19 protein-coding genes are annotated in these 21,135 nt (G+C 46.1%); 13 read left to right on the top strand and 6 right to left on the bottom strand.

The features are described 5' to 3' along the window. Window positions 1-54: 54 nt before the first annotated feature. From QUB33_RS23550 to QUB33_RS23540, 3 genes are read right to left on the bottom strand one after another with little or no spacing between them, the layout of a single operon-like run. Window positions 55-180, bottom strand: a complete 126-nt coding sequence (locus QUB33_RS23550) for a hypothetical protein (RefSeq protein WP_333355068.1) — start codon at window positions 178-180, stop codon at window positions 55-57. A gap of 42 nt (window positions 181-222) precedes the next feature. Then, complete coding sequence (locus QUB33_RS23545; RefSeq protein WP_333355065.1) at window positions 223-1,845, bottom strand: ATP-binding protein; 1,623 nt, start codon at window positions 1,843-1,845, stop codon at window positions 223-225. Further along, entirely contained in the window at window positions 1,842-2,525 is a 684-nt protein-coding gene (locus QUB33_RS23540; protein WP_333355062.1) for a response regulator transcription factor, read from the bottom strand. The genes QUB33_RS23545 and QUB33_RS23540 overlap by 4 nt, the downstream gene beginning before the upstream one ends. Before the next feature lie 143 nt (window positions 2,526-2,668). On the opposite strand from QUB33_RS23540, the gene QUB33_RS23535 reads away from it, so the two are divergent. Together QUB33_RS23535 and QUB33_RS23530 are read left to right on the top strand one after the other, a co-directional pair. Further along, window positions 2,669-3,079, top strand: a complete 411-nt coding sequence (locus tag QUB33_RS23535; protein ID WP_333355059.1) for a hypothetical protein — start codon at window positions 2,669-2,671, stop codon at window positions 3,077-3,079. A 158-nt stretch (window positions 3,080-3,237) separates the two neighbouring features. Then, a complete protein-coding gene (locus tag QUB33_RS23530) occupies window positions 3,238-4,446 on the top strand; it encodes a hypothetical protein (protein WP_333355056.1) in 1,209 nt (402 codons plus the stop codon). An 84-nt stretch (window positions 4,447-4,530) separates the two neighbouring features. On the opposite strand, the gene QUB33_RS23525 is transcribed toward QUB33_RS23530, so the two are convergent. Further along, window positions 4,531-5,445, bottom strand: a complete 915-nt coding sequence (locus QUB33_RS23525) for an alpha/beta fold hydrolase (protein ID WP_333355053.1) — start codon at window positions 5,443-5,445, stop codon at window positions 4,531-4,533. A 248-nt stretch (window positions 5,446-5,693) separates the two neighbouring features. Between QUB33_RS23525 and speB the strand changes: the two genes are divergently transcribed. The 10 genes from speB (at window position 5,694) to QUB33_RS23475 (ending at window position 17,562) form a co-directional block, all read left to right on the top strand. Then, complete coding sequence (speB, locus tag QUB33_RS23520; protein WP_333355049.1) at window positions 5,694-6,623, top strand: agmatinase; 930 nt, start codon at window positions 5,694-5,696, stop codon at window positions 6,621-6,623. A gap of 133 nt (window positions 6,624-6,756) precedes the next feature. Next, window positions 6,757-7,314: a thioredoxin family protein gene (locus tag QUB33_RS23515; protein WP_333355046.1), complete on the top strand. Its 558-nt coding sequence runs from the start codon at window positions 6,757-6,759 to the stop codon at window positions 7,312-7,314. Between the two features lie 179 nt (window positions 7,315-7,493). Beyond that, window positions 7,494-8,300: a molybdate ABC transporter substrate-binding protein gene (gene modA / locus QUB33_RS23510; protein WP_333355043.1), complete on the top strand. Its 807-nt coding sequence runs from the start codon at window positions 7,494-7,496 to the stop codon at window positions 8,298-8,300. Between the two features lie 70 nt (window positions 8,301-8,370). Further along, window positions 8,371-10,191, top strand: a complete 1,821-nt coding sequence (gene modB / locus QUB33_RS23505) for a molybdate ABC transporter permease subunit (RefSeq protein ID WP_333355039.1) — start codon at window positions 8,371-8,373, stop codon at window positions 10,189-10,191. Between the two features lie 97 nt (window positions 10,192-10,288). Further along, entirely contained in the window at window positions 10,289-10,687 is a 399-nt protein-coding gene (msrB, locus tag QUB33_RS23500; protein ID WP_333355035.1) for a peptide-methionine (R)-S-oxide reductase MsrB, read from the top strand. 131 nt (window positions 10,688-10,818) lie between these two features. Further along, entirely contained in the window at window positions 10,819-11,547 is a 729-nt protein-coding gene (pyrH, locus tag QUB33_RS23495) for a UMP kinase (protein WP_333355032.1), read from the top strand. After that, window positions 11,534-12,082, top strand: coding sequence for a ribosome recycling factor (gene frr, locus QUB33_RS23490; protein ID WP_333355029.1), 549 nt, complete (start codon window positions 11,534-11,536; stop codon window positions 12,080-12,082). The genes pyrH and frr overlap by 14 nt, the downstream gene beginning before the upstream one ends. A 187-nt stretch (window positions 12,083-12,269) precedes the next feature. Beyond that, window positions 12,270-13,397, top strand: a complete 1,128-nt coding sequence (locus QUB33_RS23485; RefSeq protein WP_333355026.1) for a geranylgeranyl reductase family protein — start codon at window positions 12,270-12,272, stop codon at window positions 13,395-13,397. Between the two features lie 339 nt (window positions 13,398-13,736). After that, on the top strand, window positions 13,737-14,189 hold the full coding sequence (locus QUB33_RS23480) for an NADAR family protein (RefSeq protein ID WP_190661306.1): 453 nt from the start codon (window positions 13,737-13,739) through the stop codon (window positions 14,187-14,189). 367 nt (window positions 14,190-14,556) lie between these two features. After that, a complete protein-coding gene (locus tag QUB33_RS23475; RefSeq protein ID WP_333355023.1) occupies window positions 14,557-17,562 on the top strand; it encodes a GAF domain-containing protein in 3,006 nt (1,001 codons plus the stop codon). A gap of 7 nt (window positions 17,563-17,569) precedes the next feature. Here the strand turns inward: QUB33_RS23475 and QUB33_RS23470 are convergent, their stop codons facing one another. Then, window positions 17,570-18,346 carry a pentapeptide repeat-containing protein gene (locus tag QUB33_RS23470; RefSeq protein ID WP_333355019.1) on the bottom strand — a complete coding sequence of 259 codons (777 nt, stop codon included), beginning with the start codon at window positions 18,344-18,346 and terminating at the stop codon, window positions 17,570-17,572. A 260-nt stretch (window positions 18,347-18,606) separates the two neighbouring features. Beyond that, on the bottom strand, window positions 18,607-19,251 hold the full coding sequence (locus QUB33_RS23465) for a pentapeptide repeat-containing protein (protein WP_190734746.1): 645 nt from the start codon (window positions 19,249-19,251) through the stop codon (window positions 18,607-18,609). A gap of 1,082 nt (window positions 19,252-20,333) precedes the next feature. Here QUB33_RS23465 and QUB33_RS23460 point away from each other — a divergent pair. Next, entirely contained in the window at window positions 20,334-20,771 is a 438-nt protein-coding gene (locus tag QUB33_RS23460) for a helix-turn-helix domain-containing protein (RefSeq protein ID WP_190655464.1), read from the top strand. The last annotated feature ends 364 nt before the right edge of the window (window positions 20,772-21,135 follow it).

Below are 21,135 nucleotides of genomic sequence, written 5' to 3'. Positions count from 1 at the left end.
TGCTTGGGTAAGCCATATCTATTTAACCGGACTTGATATGACTGGCATAAAATCTTAACCTCTATCGGATTGAGTGTCTGGTACCACTTCCAAAAGAATTACATTGCTGTGGCGATCGCCACAGGGCAAAAACTTAACTTCCCCAGTCGCACCGTTAACTTTAAAATCAGAATTAGCCAAAGTCTTAGCTAAGATAACTCGTCCTGCTTCACTGCTATAAGGTTAATCGCGATCGCCCACAGGTAAGCTCAGTATGAACCCTGTTTGACCCAGTATGGCAGCATCTAGTTTTATATCGCCGCCGTGGGCCCGTGCGATTTCCCTTGCTAAACTTAGCCCCAATCCCGATCCTTCTATTTTTTGGATCTGTGTGGAGTCGCCGCGATGGAAGCGCTCAAAAATGCGATCGCGCTCGCTCAAAGAAATATCCTGAGAACTATTGACAATTTTCACAATTACTCTTTTTCCCTGACAGTTAGCCTGCAACCTGAGCCAACCCTTCGGTAAATTATATTTAATCGCATTACCAACCAGATTTTGCAAAACCTGCACCAGCAAATCGCGATCGCCCTTGATATATAAATTGGGAGCAATTGCCATTTGTACATCTAAATGCGGTGCTAGCAGTTCCATATCTTCGGCCATTTCCGATAGCAAAGCCGACATATTCACCTCAACCAAATGTAAACCCATACGTCCGGCATCGGCTAGAGAAAGTAAGAGAAGTTTACGGGTTATTTCATTCAAACGGCGCACTTGATCCAATAAATTACTCAGCGTTTGCTGCACCTCAGAACCCGCTTCAACTTGATGCAAAGCCCGTTCTAGTTGACCTTGCAAAATTGCCAGCGGAGTCTTTAATTCGTGGGCAGCATCTCCACTAAAACGAGAAGCTTGTTTAAAACTTCGCTCTAGACGTTCTAACATCTGATTGAACACAAAAATTAATTCTAGAAACTCTATATCCGTTGCTCCGTAAGGGACGCGCCGATCTAGCCCCTGTACGGTAACATTCCCGATCACCATCGTGAGGCGCCCAATTGGATACAGAATACTCCGCGATATGACCCACGCTCCACTCGCCACCAGTAAAAGCACTACGGGAATAGAAATTAGAAAGATATTACGAATCAATTCCATTTCCCCATCGATAGCTTGCAAGTTAACGGCGATGGCTGCTTGACTATAAGCAGAATTAATTGCGCCGACACGCCAAATTGCAGTCCTAGTATGCTGGGTTGCTAGCTTAGCTTTGGGCAATTGAGGAGGATGAAGTGAATCGAATGGGGGTCGATCATGTGGAGGTTGATCGTGCGGAGGTCGATCGAATGGGGGTCGATCTTGTCGTGGTCGATCGTGTGGAGGTCGATCGTGTGGCGGTCGATCAAATGGGGGTCTGCTTTCGGGCGGTGGAAATAAATTGATGCGATCCGGAGGTGGTGGATCTAATGGATTTTGTCGAGGGGGAGGTTCTGATTCAAAATCTATTATGCCAGGATCGGGAGGGGGTAGCGGCAACGATCGCCAGATGGAATTCGCATCAAGTCCATCTTGCCACTGCCTCGATTTGTAGATTAAATTACCATCTTTTTGAGCCACTACCAAAGCGACGGTGGTTTCCCCATTCATGCCCAAAAGTGATGGCAAAGAATTAGTATAAGCATCCCATTCGGGCGATCGCGGGCGGGTAGCGTGGATTAACTGAGTTTCTATTCCAGCATCAAGACGCTTGACTTTAGCATCGTAAATCAACCACCACGAAACAACACCAAAGCCAATCAGAGCAATACTTGCGAGCACAGAAGATGATAGAGCAATGCGAAGGCGGAAAGATTGGAGTTTCATGATGGTGAATCTGGTTTGCGAAACCGATAGCCAACGCCCCGCACACTCTCAACCCATCCCATACCGCCGATAGGTTCAATTTTCTTGCGAATGCGTTGAATACATACATCTACTACATTGGTATTTGGGTTGAAATCATAGCCCCAGATATGTTCGAGGATTTGAGTGCGGGTGAGTACCCGGCCAGGCGATCGCATCAGATATTCCAATAGATTAAACTCGCGGGTTGTCAGTTCGACTGTATGGCGATCGCAGGTAACTTCTCGGAGAATGCGATCGAGCTTAACGGGACCAACACTCAGAATATTTTGCCCACTGCCCGAAGCACGCCGCACTACAGCATAAATCCGAGCAACTAACTCCTCAACAAAAAACGGTTTAGCTAAATAGTCATCAGCACCGAGATGTAGCCCTTCAATGCGATCGTCTAGTTCATTGCGAGCAGTTAATAAAATTACGGGTACGTTGCGTCCAGCCTTTCGCAAATGTTTGAGAATAGATAATCCGTCTTTTCCCGGCAATACAATATCAAGCACGATCGCATCGTACTCATTATCCATCGCCCGCCCATAGCCGTCATTGCCATTATCGCAATAATCCACAACAAAACCTTGTTCTTTCAAGCCCATACAAACAAAATTGGCGATTTTTTCTTCATCTTCAACGTATAGAACATTCATAGATTTACCTACTCGGTTGCGATTATACGGCTATCAGGGATTTACTTAAATTACAAAACTGTAATCCATCCGCACTGTTGCAGGTAATGTTTGGGGAATTTGATGTATTTATAAACATTTTTAGGTCGGCGATCGTAACTATCATGAAAATTACTTCACTGCTCGCATTACCTGCTACAGCCTTGCTGCTGGGATTTAGCAGCTTGACTCTCACCGATCGGGCTACAGCTAATTCTAATACTGTACTAGCCCAGAGCCAGCCCGAACCCAGTCAAGAGCGAAGACGCCCGCCCCGTATAGATTTTGCTGCTGCTGCCAAACAATTAGGAGTCAGCGAAGCCGAGTTAATTGAAGCTTTGGGCCTACCCGCCAAACCGCCGGAACCACCAAGTGAAAATAATCGCCCGCCCAGCCCACCGCCCCGTCCTCGTTTAGATATTCCCGGTGCAGCGAAAAAGTTGGGAGTTACCGAAGCAGATTTGATTAAAATTCTGGGCATTCCACCGCGTCCACCCGGCGATCGTAATGTACCTCAAAATTCCGAAAAACGCTAATTTTTCCACATTACAAAACTGTAATCCCAGCACAGGGATAAATGTCATGTTCCACCAGCTTAATGATTGTAGCGACTAACTCAAAGGGCGATCGAGAATTCATTTCTTTAGCCTGACAACTGCTTCAAACTTAGAAAACTAATCGGGGTAATTAGACCATGCCACAACTATTCCCTAATTCAATCAATGCACCGGGCAATCCTCCTCAAAATCAAGGCGCAGCGGGCAACCTGCCTCCCCAAAATCAAGGCGCAGCGGGCAACCTGCCTCCCCAAAATCAAGGCGCACCTGGCAATCCTCCCGAAAACCAAGGCGCATCGGGCAATCCCCCTCAAAATCAAGGCGCACCTGGCAACCAACCTCCCCAAAACCAAGGCGCACTGGGCAATCCTCCTCAAAACCAGGGCGAAATCGGCAATATTCCTCCTCAAAACCAGGGCGGAATCGGCAATATTCCTCCTCAAAACCAAGGCGCACCAGGCAATCCTCCTCCCCAAAATCAAGGCGCACCGGGTGGCAATCCTCCTCCTCAAAATCTGGACGCACCAGTTACGAATTCTGCTTTACCTCCCCAAAACCCAACTCCACCCCCTCCGCCAGCTAACAGTATTAGCACCACAGCAGGAAACGACAATATTACCGGAGATAGTTTAGATAACTTCATCCTCGGTAGTAATGGCACTGATAACATCATTGGAGGAGCAGGCACAGATACAATTAGCTATCTTTCCCTCGGCAGCGGCATTACCATTGAGGCTAAAGGTATTGTAGATAAAGGCGCAGCCGGTAGAGATACCATGCAAAATATAGAACAAATAATTGCTCCTTTGCGACAGACTAATACCATCGATGCTTCTACAGGTAGCGGCACAGCTTCTATGAATGTGGATTTGTCGCAGAAGCGTTTGGCGGTTAACAATCTTCCCGGTATCGGCACTCTGAATTTTACTGTAGAGAATTTCGTTAATGTCACAGGTACTCCCAATGTAGATGTGCTTACCGGAAACATCCAAAACAATTATTTAGTAGGAGGAGATGGTAACGATATACTCTCAGGTTTGCGCGGCAATGATACCCTGATTGGAGTAAATCCATTGAGTGCTACACCGGGAAGCAATGAAACGGATGTGCTGATGGGGGGTCGAGGTCGAGATGTTTTTGTTCTCGGTGATGCCACCAAGACCTACTATAGTGGAACAGGATTTGCAGCGATTCAATATTTTCAGGAGGGAATCGATCGCATTCAGTTACGAGGGAGTCTCTCTGACTACAATATTGTTGGTAACTCCATCAATTTGGCTGGTACGTCTGACCAAATTGCTGTCATTCAAGGCGAGTTTAGCGCCAATAGTTTAACATTCGTGTAAACTATCGACTTTTATAACCCCGACTTCGCAGAATTGGTCGGGGTTCTGGTATTATGTTTTTTTACAAATAACCAATAAAATCAACTAATTTTCTGCAAATGCCGATCGCTCTTTAATCCAATCAACTAAAATAGGATTCACCAATTCCGGCGCTTCATCTTGGGGGCAGTGTCCCACTCCCTCCAAAGCAATAAACTTTTCCACAGCCGGAAATTTGGCTAATTCTCGCCCCAATGCGATCGGCTCCCAAGGATCGTCCGTACCCCACAAAATCAAAGCCGGACAGCTCAAACGCGGCAACAAATCCTCCGGTAGCGGGCCTTGAGAATAACTGATAAATGCTACAAATACTTCGACTGCGCCGCTGTCTTTGGCAGGTTCCAGCAGCATATTTACGAGTTCCTCGCTGACAGCTTCGGGACGGCGATAAGCTTGCAAAAGCACTTTTTTTACTGTTTTTGGCGTTGCTAATTGTTTAAAAAATAATTGACTTATCCACTTGACATTTAAAACTTTTTGTGCAATTGGCGCTCCAAAACTGCGATACCAAGGCAATTCGGCGCGTTTGCGATCGTGCAGCAAGCGCAGGGAACAATTGAGTAAAATTACGCCAGAAGCAATATCGGGAAAATCCACAGCCGCTTGCATAATTGCTACGCAGCCGATCGAATTTCCCACCAAAAAAGCCGGCCCGCCCGCAACTTCCCGACAAAAATCAGCAATTAGCTGTCCCCAAGTTTCAAAAGTATAGTCAATCTCAAGCTTGGGCGCGGGTTTAGCAGAACCGCCAAAACCGATGAGGTCGATCGCATAACAGCGGCAATCAGCAGCCAGCGCCGGCAAATTCTTGCGCCAGTGGCCCCAAGACGCACCAAAACCGTGGACAAACACCACCGCAGGCCCCTGGGAACCCGCAGCCTGGTAGCAAATGGGAAAGCCTTTCCACAGCCAAGTTTGAGGTGCAACAGCAGTTGACGAAGTGGGAGTAGAAGATGTCATGCGATTTTAGATTTTAGATTTTAGATTTTAGATGAATGCAAGGCTGCAAAGAACTCAAGTCAATACTACAAACCGTATCGCAATTCAAGGCAACCGCTAGGACATAAATCCCAAACCCTCTTCCCTCCTCCCTCTGCGCCCTCTGCGCCCTCTGCGGTTAATTCCTCTTCCTTCTTCCTTTGCAGTTAGAGCCGATATTATGTCACGATTAAACCTGCTGACTTCTTTGCTGTATTAAAATTTCCCTTATGCCAACGATCATTTCCACTGCTGTCGTACCGTTTCTGGGGTCGGAAATTGTACCAGACTACGACACCGCCAAAGTAGTTATCTTACCAATTCCCTACGAAGCTACCACCACTTACCGCCGGGGGTGCGAAAACGGGCCGGCGAAACTTCTAGAAGCTTCTCATCAACTCGAGTGCTACGACGAAGAATTGGATTCCGAAGTTTGCTACGATGTCGGAATTTATACACAAGAGCCGATCGCCGATACCCGCAACCGCCAACCGGTTTCATCCTCAGAAATGCTGCGAGTCACCCAAGCCGCAGTCCACCAGCTAGTTAGCGAAAATAAATTTGTCATTTCCCTCGGAGGCGAACACAGCATCACTGCAGGCGTTGTCGAAGGTTATCGCCAAGCATACCCGGATGAACCTTTCACAGTCGTGCAAATCGACGCCCACGGCGACTTGCGGCACGAGTACGAAGGCTCGATTCACAACCACGCCTGCGTGATGCGGCGTATTGTCGATATGGGCTTACCGACACTGCAAATCGGGATTCGCGCTATCTGCAAAGAAGAAGCAGACTTGATTAAAGCAAAACAGCTAAACGTGATTCGAGCTAGGGAAATCGCTACTCAACCGGATTGGGCCGATCGGGCAATTGCCAGCATAACAACTAAGCGAGTATTTTTGACGATCGACTTAGACGGCATCGATCCGACTTTAATTCCAGGGGTGGGAACACCCGAACCGGGCGGGTTAAATTGGTATTCCCTCACCGGATTTTTGCGCCGCATCTTCGAGTCCTACGAAGTAATCGGGTGTGACATTATGGAATTAGCACCTATTGTAGATTCTGTAGTCTCAGAATTTACCGCCGCCAAATTAGCATACAAACTTATTGGATACCAAGCTCTGGCTCAAGGTTGGCTAAAGCCAGACGAGGAATAAATCGCGAAGTACGAATCACAATAGGCTGTTGGCAAGGCTAGAATTAAGGTAAAGCCAAACAACAGCCAATTTTATTCGTGCTGACAGTTTCATCTTTCATGCTGGCAAATACTGCTCTTCACCTCCTGAAAACATGAGTTTACTAATCGATACAACGGGTACTCCCATTAACGGCTACGCTCCCGATTTTGAACTGCCGGGAGTTGACGACGAAGTTCACCATTTAGCTCGATATTTAGAAAAATTTCGGGCGATTGCGGTGATATTTATGTGCAATCATTGCCCTTACGTGCAGTCGTATCTCAATCGTATGAAAGAACTTCAAGCAGATTTTCAAGATCGAGATGTTACTTTAATCGGGATTAATGCTAATGATTCAAACCAGTATCCCGACGACAGTTTTGAGAACATGAAAATTTTTGCCGCCAACAATCAACTCAACTTCCCGTACATCCGAGATGTTGCTCAAGATGTGGCTGAAAGTTTTGGGGCTTCTAAAACCCCGGAGGTTTTTTTGTTAGACCAAGACGGCAAACTGCGCTATAAAGGTTTAATTGACGACAACGCTGACGATCCGGCGGCGGTGCAGGTGTCTTATCTGCGGAGTGCGATCGACCAATTGCTCAATAACCAACCCGTTGAGCCTTCAACTACAGAGGCGATAGGCTGTTCCGTCAAATGGCGAGCATAGGCAGATTTAAAATTAACGTTCCGGCAGCAATTATTAACTGGTTCCCAGGCACAGCCAGGGAACCTATCTCCAGAAACTTGGCCTCGTCAAAGACTGGACGCAAATTGGAGGTACAGCCTCCGAATCTGCTTTACCAGGCAGAGCCTGGTAATGAGTAAAAAGATTCAAAACAATTTTCTGTGAACTTAAAAAGTAGACCTATTCCCAACTTAATTCTCGCAGTCGCCTTCATGCTAGCACTGCTGATTAGTTGGAACTTATTTAAGAACTTTTCCTCAGTCGATACGCCGCAGCGCACCTCCTTAAACGTATCCGCTGCTATCAGTCTCTCGAAAGCTTTAGAGGAAATCAAAGCTGTTTATCAAAGCAGTAATCCCAATTTTACTATTACTTATAATTTTGGTGGTTCCGGTGCTCTAGAACAGCAAATTCAGCAAGGCGCCCCGGTAGATGTATTTTTCAGCGCCGCCACCAACCCAATGGATGCTTTGCAGCAATCTAACCTGCTAATTAACGACACGCGCCGCAATTTGCTGACAAATCGCCTAGTTTTGATTACTCCCAAAAACGGTGTTGCTTTGAGCGATTTCAAACAGTTGACAGATGCCAGAATCAAGAAAATTGCGATCGGCGAACCGAAAAGCGTACCTGTGGGCCAATACGCTCAGGAAATGTTAACTAAGCTGGGATTGTGGGAGCAACTCCAGCCAAAATTAGTGCTAGCAAATAACGTCCGTCAAGTGCTGACATTCGTCGAAAGCGGTAACGTTGATGCTGGCATAGTTTATGCGACTGACGCCACAGCCTCCGACAAAGTAACTGTGCTGCTAACGGCTGCCGAAAATTTGCACTCGCCCATTGTTTATCCGCTGGCAGTTATTAAAAACAGCCGCAATCCCGCTGCGGCAAAAGCGTTTGTTGACTTTTTGGCGGGCGATCGGGCTAAAATAGTATTTCAGAAATACGGATTTGGCATAGTTCGATAACTAACTAATTATGTATTTTTGGCCGCGGATGAAAGCAGATAAGCGCTGATTGACGCTGATGTATTTATAGATGGAATTTGATATTTCTCCGCTCTGGATATCTCTAAAATCCTCTGCTATTGCGACATTTATCACCTTTTTCCTGGGAATAGCGGCCGCCCGGTGGATGCTTTCCACTCGCATCAGAGGTAAAGCTTTAATTGAAGGCATTTTCATTTCTCCCTTAGTTTTGCCGCCGACAGTAGTGGGATTTTTGCTGCTGCTACTGTTTGGGAGAAATGGGCCGATCGGGCAATTTTTGCTACAATTCGACTTAACTATAATTTTCACTTGGCAAGCGGCCGCCATTACTGCCACAGTTGTATCCTTTCCCCTCATGTACAAAACTGCTTTGGGAGCTTTTGAGCAAATTGATGCCAATCTTCTCAATGCAGCCCGCACTTTGGGAGCCTCGGAGTGGCAAGTCTTTTGGCGAATTATGTTGCCGCTAGCATGGCCGGGAATTGTAGCAGGAACTATTCTCGCATTTGCTCGCGCTTTGGGTGAATTCGGCGCGACGCTGATGTTAGCGGGGAATATTCCCGGACAAACTCAAACTATCCCGATGGCAATTTATTTTGCTGTGGAAGCTGGGGATATGAGGCAAGCTGCTATTTGGGTTTTGATTATTCTTAGTCTTTCTTTGAGCGTGCTAACTGCTGTTAATTTTTGGACTGATTTACAAAGGATATCGCCCAAACCAAATTCGAGTCAAAAACAGGAATCTAATTTTCCCAAAGCTGCCTCTTCTTCTACCACAAATTCCCCAACAAAACAACCGGAAAGCGGACTTTGTTTAAACATTTTTAAACCTCTCTCCGGCTTTGCCTTGGATGTAGGCTTTGATATCGGCTCGGAAGTGCTGGGAATTTTGGGCGCGTCGGGTTCCGGCAAAAGCATGACTCTGCGCTGCATTGCTGGTTTGGAAACTCCCAGCAGCGGTAAAATTGCAGTCAACGGCAAGGTTTTATTTGACTCAGCACAGGGCATTAATGTACCTTCTAAAGACCGCCGCATCGGTTTTTTGTTTCAAAATTACGCTTTATTTCCTCACTTGACTGTGGCTGAAAATATTGCGTTTGGCTTGCAGCATTTATCTGAAAGCGAGCAAAAACTTCGGGTAAAAGAACAACTAATTTCGGTGAAAATGTCGGGACTGGAAAACCGCTACCCGCACGAACTTTCGGGGGGCCAACAGCAGCGGGTAGCTTTGGCTAGGGCGATCGCCCCTTCTCCCGATTTGCTGCTGTTAGACGAACCGTTTTCTGCTTTGGATACTCACTTACGGAGTCAACTTGAACGGGAGTTAATGCAGACTCTGGCTAATTATCGGGGAATTACTTTGTTTGTCAGCCACAATTTAGAGGAAGTTTACCGGCTGTGCAAAAATCTGTTGGTGTTGGCGGAGGGAAAGCCGATCGCCTTTGATACCAAAGAGAACATTTTCGATCGCCCTAGCAACTTCACTGTCGCCCAGTTGACGGGCTGCAAGAATTTCTCAGCAGCTAAACCGATCGCAGAAACTCTCGTGGAGGCGATCGACTGGGGCTGTACTCTGACTGTAGTCGAACCCATTCCCAAATCTCTAGTTTCTGTGGGAATTCGGGCTCATCAACTGATTTTTGTTAGCGGGTGCGATCGCGAAAATACTTTTGCTTGTTGGATCGCCTCGACTGTGGAAACTCCGCACCGGGTGACATTATATCTCAAATTGCACTCGCCTCCCAATGATTCCCAAGATTATCACTTACAAGCAGAAGTTTTCAAGGAAAAGTGGAGGGCTATTAAGGACAATCCTTTTCCCTGGTATGTTCATATCGAGCCAATTAGGTTAATATTAATGGAAGCCTGAGTTAACTAGCAATATACCGTTAACCGTCAACACTCAACAGTTAACAGTTAACCGTCAACGCTCAACAGCTAAATACATCTTAACCAAACATCAAATTATGACTAACAAAGTTCAAAAAACCGACGCAGAATGGCAACAACAACTAACGCCAGAACAGTTTAAAGTCACCCGCAAAAAAGGAACGGAAAGAGCTTTTAGTGGCGAATATCACGACAACAAAAAAACTGGAATTTATAAGTGTATTTGCTGCGGCACTGAGCTATTTAAATCAGAAACAAAGTTTGATTCCGGTACTGGTTGGCCGAGTTTCTACGCTCCCGTTAGCGAAGAAAATGTCAAGTGTGAGTCGGATAACACCTTGTTCATGCGCCGCACGGAGGTACTGTGTGCTGTCTGTGACTCTCATCTCGGTCACGTATTTAACGACGGGCCGAAACCTACCGGTCAGCGTTACTGCATGAATTCTGCTGCTCTTAATTTCGTCCCCAAGGATTAAATTTAGTCAACCGTTCTCAGTCAAGTGTTCTGGAACAGACTTTTGGGTCTGTTCTGGGTAATTGATGTTCAAAATGCACCCGTGCTGCTATCTTATGGTGGAGGCAAACAGAGTAAAAAAATAGTGGCGGCATGGGGATGGTTTATCAGCGAGTTTTGCTGAAGCTCAGCGGTGAAGCGCTGATGGGCAGCTTGGGCTACGGCATCGATCCGATAGTGGTTCAGTCGATCGCCCAAGAAGTGGCCAAAGTCGTGTCCGAGGGCATTCAAATCGCGATTGTTGTCGGTGGCGGCAACATTTTTCGCGGGGTGAAAGCTGCTTCGGCAGGGATGGATCGGGCAACGGCTGATTATGTGGGCATGATTGCTACGGTGATGAATGCTATCACTTTGCAGGATGCCCTGGAACAAGCAGGAGTGCCAACGAGGGTGCAATCGGCGATCGCCATGCAAGAAGTAGCTGAACCCTACATCCGGCGGCGGGCGATTCGCCACCTAGAAAAAAAACGAGTAGTGATTTTTGGTGCCGGTTCTGGCAACCCTTTTTTTACTACTGATACTACAGCCGCTTTGCGGGCGGCTGAAATTGATGCAGAGGTGATTTTTAAAGCTACTAAGGTAGATGGGGTGTACGATTCCGACCCCCACCTCAACCCCAACGCGCGCAGGTATCAAACTCTCACCTATGCCCACGTCTTGAATCAAGATTTGCGGGTGATGGACAGTACCGCGATCGCCCTTTGCAAAGAAAATAATATTCCTATTATGGTATTTGACCTCTCGGTGTCGGGCAACATCTACCGAGCTGTAATGGGAGAATCTATTGGAACTCTTGTCGGAGGTTTTTGTGAAGTTAGCTGACGCAGAAGATCATATGCAAAAGGCAGTTGAGGCTACTCAACGGTCTTTTAATACTATTCGGACGGGACGGGCCAACGCCTCCCTCCTCGATCGAGTCATGGTAGACTACTACGGCTCTCCAACTCCGATCAAATCCCTTGCCAACATCGGCACCCCGGATGCGACTACGATCACCATTCAACCGTTCGATCGCACAGCGCTCAACTCGATCGAAAAAGCAATTTCCCTGTCCGATGTAGGACTTGTTCCCAACAACGACGGTTCAGTTATTCGCTTGAACATTCCGCCGCTGACGAGCGACAGACGCCAAGAATTTGTCAAAATGGCCGGGAAGTTTGCTGAAGAAGGTAAAGTTGCAATTCGCAATATCCGCCGCGATGCCGTTGACTCGATTCGCAAGCAGGAAAAAAGCAGCGATCTCTCTAAAGATGAATCCCGGGACTTGCAAGATAAAATTCAAAAGCTGACGGACAAGTACATTGCCAAAATAGAAGAAGTTCTGGCATCGAAAGAGAAAGATATCACGACTGTTTAGGGAATCGGAAATTGGGCAGGGGGAATAGGAATAGTTTTGAGATTGCCGAAATACGGCCGCGAACAACGAGCAGACGCTTAATGATTTGTTAGTTGTAAGTTAAAAACTCAAGATTTAACACTCATTAACTTACCAATTCCTCCTGGCCCATGACCAATCACCCATTACCAGTTATCCATTACCCAAAATGTTTGATTGCATTATTGTCGGTGCAGGCCCGGCAAGCAGCACAGCAGCTTATCACCTGGCCAAGCAGGGACGTTCTGTTGTGGTAGTAGAAAAAGCATCTTTGCTCTGTAATCAGCCTTGTAGCAGCGGCGTTTCTGGGGCGATCGCCCAATGGCTCGATTTTGACCTGACGCCAGGTATTTCGATGAAAGCTAACAAAATTACCTACACATGGAAAATGGAAGATCTGGTGCAGGTTCAGATAAATTCCCCAATGTGGATGGTACAGCGAGATGTATTTGACAACTTTTTAATTAAACAAGCTCAAAAAACTGGTGCAGAACTTAGACACTCTACAGAAGTTAAAGGAATTGAGTTTAAAAATTCTGTTTGGGAAGTTAAAATAAACTCAGAACCTGTTTCTGGCCGCTATTTGATTGCTGCTGATGGTGCCGGCGGGCCGATAACTAAGAGGCTGGGATTAAAAGAACCAACACTCTGTTTGAGCGCAAGTTTAGAAACTCGCTCAATCAACGGCGATTCCGTCAAATTCGATTTTGGTACTATAAAAAAAGGTTTTATCTGGAGCTTTCCCAAAGCTGACGGTTACTCTTGGAGTATTGCTGCGATGCGTGGCGACAAGCCAAAAGATATCAAAAAAATGTTGGCAGAGTACGCACCTAAGTGCGGGGCGGATGTTAGTGTCCCCAACGTGCGGGAACACCCCAGAAGTTTGTGGGATGGCGATCGCAAATTGCACTCTCCCAATTCCCTGCTCGCAGGAAACGCAGCCAGTCTCGCAGGCCCCCTGTCCGGTGAGGGAATTCGTCCTGCCCTTTTTAGCGGCTTTAAGGCCGCTAAAGCGAGCGATCGATCTCTTGGAGATGCCAACGACGCTAAGGAGCCGTACACTCAATCGATCGGCCAAGAATGGGGCCCTTCTATGGTTTGGATCGATCGCTTAGCCAGGGCCTTCTATCAGTTTACAGGAGATGTTTATAGAGCCGGCCTCCAATTTCCGAGGACTACTAAGTTGATGAGCAAATTTTTGTGTGGCGAACTGCTTTATGCCGATATCGCTAACCGCGCTTTTCAAAAGCTGATGCCGTTTTATAATGAAGGAAGAGGGAATAATCAATATTCTTAAATCCCCATTGCTTATTCTTGATTTCCAATTCTTACTCGTTAATTTAAAAATAGGAATTACGCACTATTCCTCATAAAGCCAATTGATTCCTAGATTTTCCGTTTCCCAGCCAGACTTTTTCCAAGAAACTGGGTTCAAAAGCGTAAATGCTATTTTAAATAAAGTCGATGCGAGGATTTTTTAATACAAGCCCCGCGCTGCTTATAGAATAAACCTCAAATACCCCGGGAGGTAAAAAAAGTGGTTTGACACGTTACTCTAAGGCGGTAAGGCGCTTCAGGGACACCCTGAATAACTACATTCTACCTAAATCTTGTAAAATATATAATTTCAAATCTAATGATAATTTATTTTTATAAAGTAGAGGAGCCTTACGGCTGCTTTTCTAATTTTTCACCACACGACATTTGTATGCACGGTCAATATTGGTTGACTGTGGAACATTACTATCAAGCCCAAAAATTTGTCAGCACTGATAAAAGATTAGTGGCGGCGATTCAAGCCGTAGCAACTCCTCAAGAAGCCGCTAAATTAGGTCGCGATCCCAACCACCGGATTCGCGCTGATTGGGAAGCCGTGAAAATTCCTATTATGCGCGAAGCAGTTTTAACTAAGTTTCTCGCTCATACAGACATTCAAGCGATTCTACTCGCCACAGGGGATCGAGTGATTGTCGAGGATTCGCCAACGGATTATTACTGGGGCTGTGGCTGCGACCGAACCGGTCAAAATCATTTGGGTAAAATTCTGATGAGCGTGCGCCAAGAAATTAGTCAGCGCCTTGCGGGCTGATAGAAACTCAAATTCTTTCGTTAATTATCATTATATGAAGTTATACAACAAATGTCAAGTTATCCTAACAATGAAGAATTCTCATAGTGAGACTTTAAGATTGCGAGAAATTTATAAGAGCATTAAAATAATAATAATTATTTCCTTAAGTCGCTCTGCCTGTTGAAGGCAAGGATTAAACTGGCGCGATCTCAGATTTTACTTACCCCAGCCCACCCGAGGCGATACACCGTCGTCTCTCACAAGTGCGCGACCGATTAATTGTACAGATCGGTTTAGTCAAAAATTCCGGGTAATATATTTGAGTTTGAATGTTCCAACAGCACATCAAAACTTCTTATTATTGTATAAGTACCAAAGGAGATTTATGCAACTCACAGAAAATACGCAAGAATTACATTATAAACTAGACAGAGAAGTTTTGATACGGCGGATAACTGAACGTATCCGCCAATCTCTAGAATTAGAAGATATTTTAACCAGTACGGTAGCAGAAGTGCGGTCTTTTTTGAAAACAGATCGCATTATGATTTACAGGTTTAGTGCCGACGGAAGTGGAGAAGTTGTTGCTGAGTCAATTAATAACAACTGTCTCCCTTCCTTGAAAGGACTGCATTTTCCAGCAGACGACATTCCCGCGAGCGCCAGGGAGATGTATGTCGCTTTGCGCCAGCGGACAATAATAGATGTTAACTCAGGGACGATCGTCCTGAGTCCCCTCGATGCAGCAGACACCGGTCAACCTTTAGTAAAGGAGGAGATGCACTACCGAGCGCTCGATCCTTGCCACACCGCTTACCTGATGGCAATGGGAGTGCAATTTTCCTTAGTCGTGCCGATTTTGCACCGCAGGATCGCGTCGCCAAACAGCAAAACAGATATCTGCGAGGCGGCAACGTGTCTGACTCGATACGAGCCAGGAAATAATCAAAAAATTCACATCGAACTCTGGGGACTTTTAGTGTCTCACCACTCTGCGCCCCTCAATATTTCACCAGCAGATTTAGAAGTAGTTCAGCTCGTATCAGATCAATTGTCTAGCGCTATAGCCCACGCGCTTCTCCTCCAGCAAACCCGCTCTCAAGCCGCCCGCGAAGCTACCGTGAGCCGCATAGCAGCGCTGTTGTACGGTCACGTCAACATTCAACTGCAACAGGGTTTAGAAGCCACCGTCACCGCTTTGGGCGGCAGCGGTGGCAGACTCTATCTCAACCAGCCGAAAATCAACGGTGAAAAGTTATCCAGTCCCAAGATTGAAGGAGAATTGGCAATTGCCCCGGCCCACCGCGATGCTACCTTTGAACTGTTCACCACAGGAGAACAACCGACACTTCCCAACTGGGAAAAAGTTAAGGCGATCGAAGCTCATCCCCTCTGGCAGGAATGGCTAACCAAAGGATTCAAAAATACCGAAGAAATTCCCAAATTTTCAATTTTTACTAATTCTCAATTTCCCGTTTTAATAATTACCGACTTATACAAAGAACCTCTATTTAGAGTTTTAGCTCCCGCTTTCCAATCTACTAAAATTAGGGGCTTGCTGGTAATTCCTCTCCACTACAAACAACAAGTAGTCGGCTGTTTGACCATTTTTCGCAATGCAATAGATACCGAAAAAATGTGGGCGGGGCGCTTTGACAGCAACGCTGCACAAACCCTTCCCAGACAATCCTTTGAACTCTGGCGAGAAATAAAAAAAGGTCAGTCGCCCGAGTGGAAGTACGAGGAAATCGAGCAAGCTTTAGCTATAGGCAGCCAATTTTGTTCGGCAATTGGGCAGTACGTTCTTTATAAAGAAGTGCAAACCCTGAATGCCAACTTGGAGCGCCAAGTTCAAGAACGCACCGCCCAATTGCAACAATCCTTGGACTTTGCCAAAGTATTGACGCGAGTTAGAGACCAGATTCGCAGCACCTTAGATTTAAAAATCATACTGCAAACTATTGTGCGAGAAGTCAGAGTTTTGTTGGATACCGATCGCACGGTTATCTACCAATTTGCAGCAGACAAACAGGGCGAGGTAGTTGTCGAAGCTGTTTGCGGCCAGTGGCGGTCAATTTTAGGTATCACATCTCCACAAGGATGCTTTCCCGAAGGCTCAGACTGCTTTTATCGAACCGGACGGGTGCGAGCAATTAATGATATTTATACTGAGGATTTAACAAGCTGTCACCGCGAATTTTTGGAAGAGTTGCAGGTGAGAGGAAGTTTAATTGTGCCGATGAGAGGCAAAGATTCCCAATTGTGGGGGTTGCTGATTGCCCATGAGTGTTCGGGGCCGAGAGTTTGGCAAACAGCAGAACAGGAATTGGTGCAACATTTAGCGGCTCAAGCTGCGATCGCCATTCACCAAGCAGAACTTTATCAAGAAAGTCTCAATGCAGCAACTGCAGAGCGATTAAAAGCCGAACAGCTAGCTAAAACAGTCACAGAACTGCACAATACCCAAGCCCAACTGATTCAAACCGAAAAAATGTCCAGTCTCGGACAACTCCTGGCCGGAGTCGCCCACGAAATCAATAACCCCGTTAACTTTATCTACGGCAATCTGTCCCACGCCAGCGAATACACCAAAGATTTGCTCTGCTTGGTGGAACTCTACCGCCAGCACTACCCCAATCCCAACCCAGAAATTAGCGAGTGCTCCGAAGCAATCGACATCGAATTTCTTGCCGAAGATTTGCCAAAAATTTTGGGTTCCATGACAGTCGGAGTTGAGCGCATCCGCCAGTTAGTTGTATCTTTGCGTAATTTTTCCAGGAGCGATCAAGCCGAGAAAAAAGCCGTTGACATTCACGAGGGTATCGACAGTACCCTGTTGATTTTGCAGCACCGGATCAAAGCAAATTCCGATCGCAACACCGTAGAAATCATTAAAGAATACGGCAATTTGCCCTTAGTAGAATGCTATGCCAGCTCGCTCAATCAGGTATTTATGAATCTGATCGGTAATGCCCTTGACGCCCTAGAAATGGGAAAAAAAGAGCGAGTTATGAATCTTCCCTTTAAAGTGGCAAGTGCAGCGGCGACACATTTAAGCTCCCAAATACTGCCTATCGAGTCAGGAGATATAAATGCCACCACCGAGTGTTTGATTCCTGATTTCCCATCCCCTTGCATTCGGATTCGCACTGAATTAATTAATGAAAAAACGGTAGGAATTTGCATTGCCGACAACGGTCACGGCATCCCCAAAGAGTTAATCTCTCACATATTTAATCCGTTTTTTACTACTAAACCCGTAGGTCGGGGCACGGGTTTAGGACTGTCTATCAGTTACCAAATTGTAGTTGAGAAACACCAAGGCGTACTTAAGTGTGTTTCTGTACCAGGTCATGGTACAGAGTTCTGGATTGAGATTCCCCTGAATTAGGCAACCGTCAAGGCAACATTAGCTTCACCAGCACAGAACCGATCGAACCCAGAAGACTCATAAAGTTGCCACCGCCGCCCGTGCGCGGTTCCGTAGGCTTTTGACGTGCAACAATGGCTTCGGCTAACTGCTTTGACAAATCCTGGCCTTGGGGATTTCCTTGAGCTGCAAAGAGTTCCTTAGCTCGATCGGCGTCTAGAGTCGCGCCGGCGAAGTCTCCCAAGTCAGCGCGAGACATACTGCGCGCAAAATAAACGGCTGCTAAATCCGATTTCAGATTTAGGGCTTGATTGTAATAATCAATGGCGTTTCTATAGTTTCCTGCTTGAGCTTCCAGCACTCCCAACCGGTAGAAGTCTTCAGCGGTGCCGATATTGGTTGGCATTCCTCTAACTCCGAGCAGTTGCGCGTTAGTTAAATTGGCGTTGAGCAAATTGGCGTCGCTGAGATAGGCACTTCTCAAGTCAGCACCGCTGAGGTTCGCACCGCTGAGGTTCGCCCCTGTCAGGTTGACGCCAAACAGGCTAGTGCCGCTGAGGTTGGCACCGCTGAGGTCAGCCCCGGTGAGGTTGGCTCGACTGAGGTTAGCCAACCTCAAGTCAGCACCTTTGAGATTGGCTCCTGTTAAATTGGCTAAAACCAAGCCCGCACTGCTGAGGTCGCAGTTGGGGCACTGTCGGGTGGCTAGTAATTGTTGCGTGTGTTGGATGTTCTCGGCGGGTGCAGGAGCGATCGGGGCGATCGCGCTCAGCAGCGTTGCCGCAGCGAGGATTCTGAGTTTCATTTTGACCGTCCAAAATCCAAAATATTAAATCTAAAATAGCTTTTATCCAAGCAATTGAAAATCACCATAACACAAGTTCACCCAACAAATCTTTTGACTCGCCGTATGTAGGAGTTCTGGGCGCCATCAGCACCCTACATTGAAATTATCGGCCTTACCTTAGTGTCAAATAAAGATTTCGCTGCCAATAAATTAGGGTAATGAATTACTCATTACCCTTTAGCCGCTGTTCTCGGCAACCATAAAAATTAACAAATAAATTAGTCGTGAATCGTGCCGTCGGGCATCGTTGTACCCTTAAGATATACTCCGCTCAGGTTAACTTTTGTAAGGTTTGCTCCCAACAGGTTTGCTCCGCTTAAGTCTGACGCACTTAAAATCGCTTCAGTCAAGTCTGCCCTAATTAGACTCGCCCCCATTAAGTCGGCTCCGCTAAGGTCTACTTTGCTCAAGTTTGCGCCAATTAAATCGCATTCTGTGAGCACCGCCCTACGCAAGTTTACTCCGTAAAGATTTACTCCGTGCAAGTCTGCACGGCTGAGTGTGGCCCGAGATATGTTGGCTCCAATTAAAGTTGCTTGGATCAGGGAAGCTCCGCTCAAGTCTGCTTTGCTGAGGTTCGCTCCCATCAACTCAGCTCGATTCAGGTTAGCTTCAACTAAAAGTGCTTCTGTGAGGTCGGCTCCACCTAAGTCTGCTCTTCTCAAATTAATCTTGCACAAATTGGCTTTGCCAAAGTTGACTCTATTGAGTTTGGCTTTGCTGAGATTGGCCCCAATCAGGTCGGCTTCATACAGATTGGCTCCAATCAATTCTGCTTCGTAGAGGTAAACCTCGTGCAGGTAGACCCCGCTAAAATTTCTTTCTCCTATTGCGTATAGCTTGAGCAGTTCGTCAACGTTCATTGTGGCTTCTCTACACCTTTTAAATGAAGAATACTGTCAGCAAGCGGGTTGCACCGGATGTTCTGCTATTTTAGATTCTGAAAGATTCACACCCAGCCTGAAACTTCCCTCAATCTACAAGGTTTGAGTATAAATTAGAGGGTTTGGTGAGGGTGAAGGACAAAGCTGCATTCTCTTTTCCCTTTGGTTAAAAATTAATATTTAAAAATTTTAACAACAAGTTTGCTCGCACTTCGTAACTAAATCCCAAAGATTCTACGTGGAAACTCCGATCGAACCCATAACTTTTTTTGGCTAGTTGAGGTTACTGAGTAGAACTGTGACCAAGATCACAAAGGACTGTTAGTAGGATCACATAGAAAGCCCCCTTTCGATCACAGCAGGCGGGCAAAAATAGCCGATACTTATACTGTAATGCTGAAAAATTGACAATGCCACCCTCGCCGTGTTTTACTCAATTGGCAATAAAGTCAGTAGTTTCACAGATACTTGCCCGCGGCAAGAAAGTCGGTGGCAACGTAACTCGGCGCTACCCGCTCTGACCGGTGAGAGTGCTGATATTTAAGGATTTTTCGCACAGCGAAAGCCAAAAATGCACTTCGGGGACTAGGGGAATGTCTGTATAAAAATGCGATCGCTGGTGTACATTCGCCTGTTTGCTAGCACCTAATGACTAAAAATCGCCCGTACGTTCGCAAAAAATACCAATAAATACCAGGAAAACCATGATAGATGTTTAACAATAAGAGAATAAATGGTATTCCTTAAGGGTCACCTATTGCCGCTAATGTTACAGTCGATCGGTTAACGGCTATCAGTATTAGCAATGACGCTTGTCCATCAAATACAAAACTGACCCATAAACCGGGTTTTTACTAAAAAAAATCGTTGCAACCTTGCTCCAGGTTAAAATAATCCGGTTTCAGAGTGTCTGAGTGCCTCCAGGAAAGAAAAAGTTTAATGAGAACGAACGCTTTTGTATTGCTTCAGGCCAAACAAAAGGTCAGCATTTAGGATAGGAGCAGCTTTTGCTCCTTTGTCAAACAAAGGTATTGTAGAACGCCAATTGTGAGGTAATTGATATGGCTGGAGTATGTAAAATTAGCATCACAGAGACAACTGAAGAACTAAAAAACCTGTTAACGGAACAAAAAACAGCAAGCGGCTTTCAAAAAATTCAAGCACTTTACCTGTTCAAAATTTGTCACGTTAAGACAGTTAAAGAATTGGCAATGACGATCGGGGTTAACCGAATTACAGTGCAGCGGTGGCTGAGAAAGTACCGCTCTGACGGACTCGAAGGACTCCTCGAAACAAAGCACAGCGGCGGCCGCAAGCCGGCCATTCCTCCTCTGGCCCGCGCTAGTTTGGCAATGCGCCTCAGCAACCCCCAGGAAGGCTTTAAAAGCTATGGAGAGATTCAAGAGTGGTTGCAGCAGGAATACAGCATTGAAGCTTCCTATAAAGCCGTTTACGCAACAGTCAGATACCACCTAAAAGCCAAGCTGACGAAAGTCTAGACAGTTCCTACTACGTCGGATTAATCACTGGTCATCTAATTGTTGGCCGTCAGCCTTTGAAGATTTTTAGGACTTGCGTCGTCACGACAAACCTGACTAATTATTTTTTAACAAAACTCGCTCTCATAAACTGCGGAGCATATAAATTATATGTTGTGGCAATGGGGGTGAAGGGGAGAAGATGTGATGCTTTTCCCGCGTTTGTGAAAGATGCTCAAAAATTTGGCCATAAATCATAGCTTGCAAATTTTGTCTAATTTGCAGGTTTTGTTATATGGAGGTAAAAATGGCTCTCCTGAGTTTATGGTGTAAAATGTACCTAGTAATACATTTACCGTTATGAGCTTCCATTTAGACTATCTAT

Origin of the sequence: Microcoleus sp. B3-A4 (assembly GCF_036705385.1) — a bacterium.
Lineage (GTDB): Bacteria > Cyanobacteriota > Cyanobacteriia > Cyanobacteriales > Microcoleaceae > Microcoleus.
The sequence above is the reverse complement of the archived record's forward strand: the minus strand, read 5'-3'. Positions and strand labels throughout refer to the sequence as shown.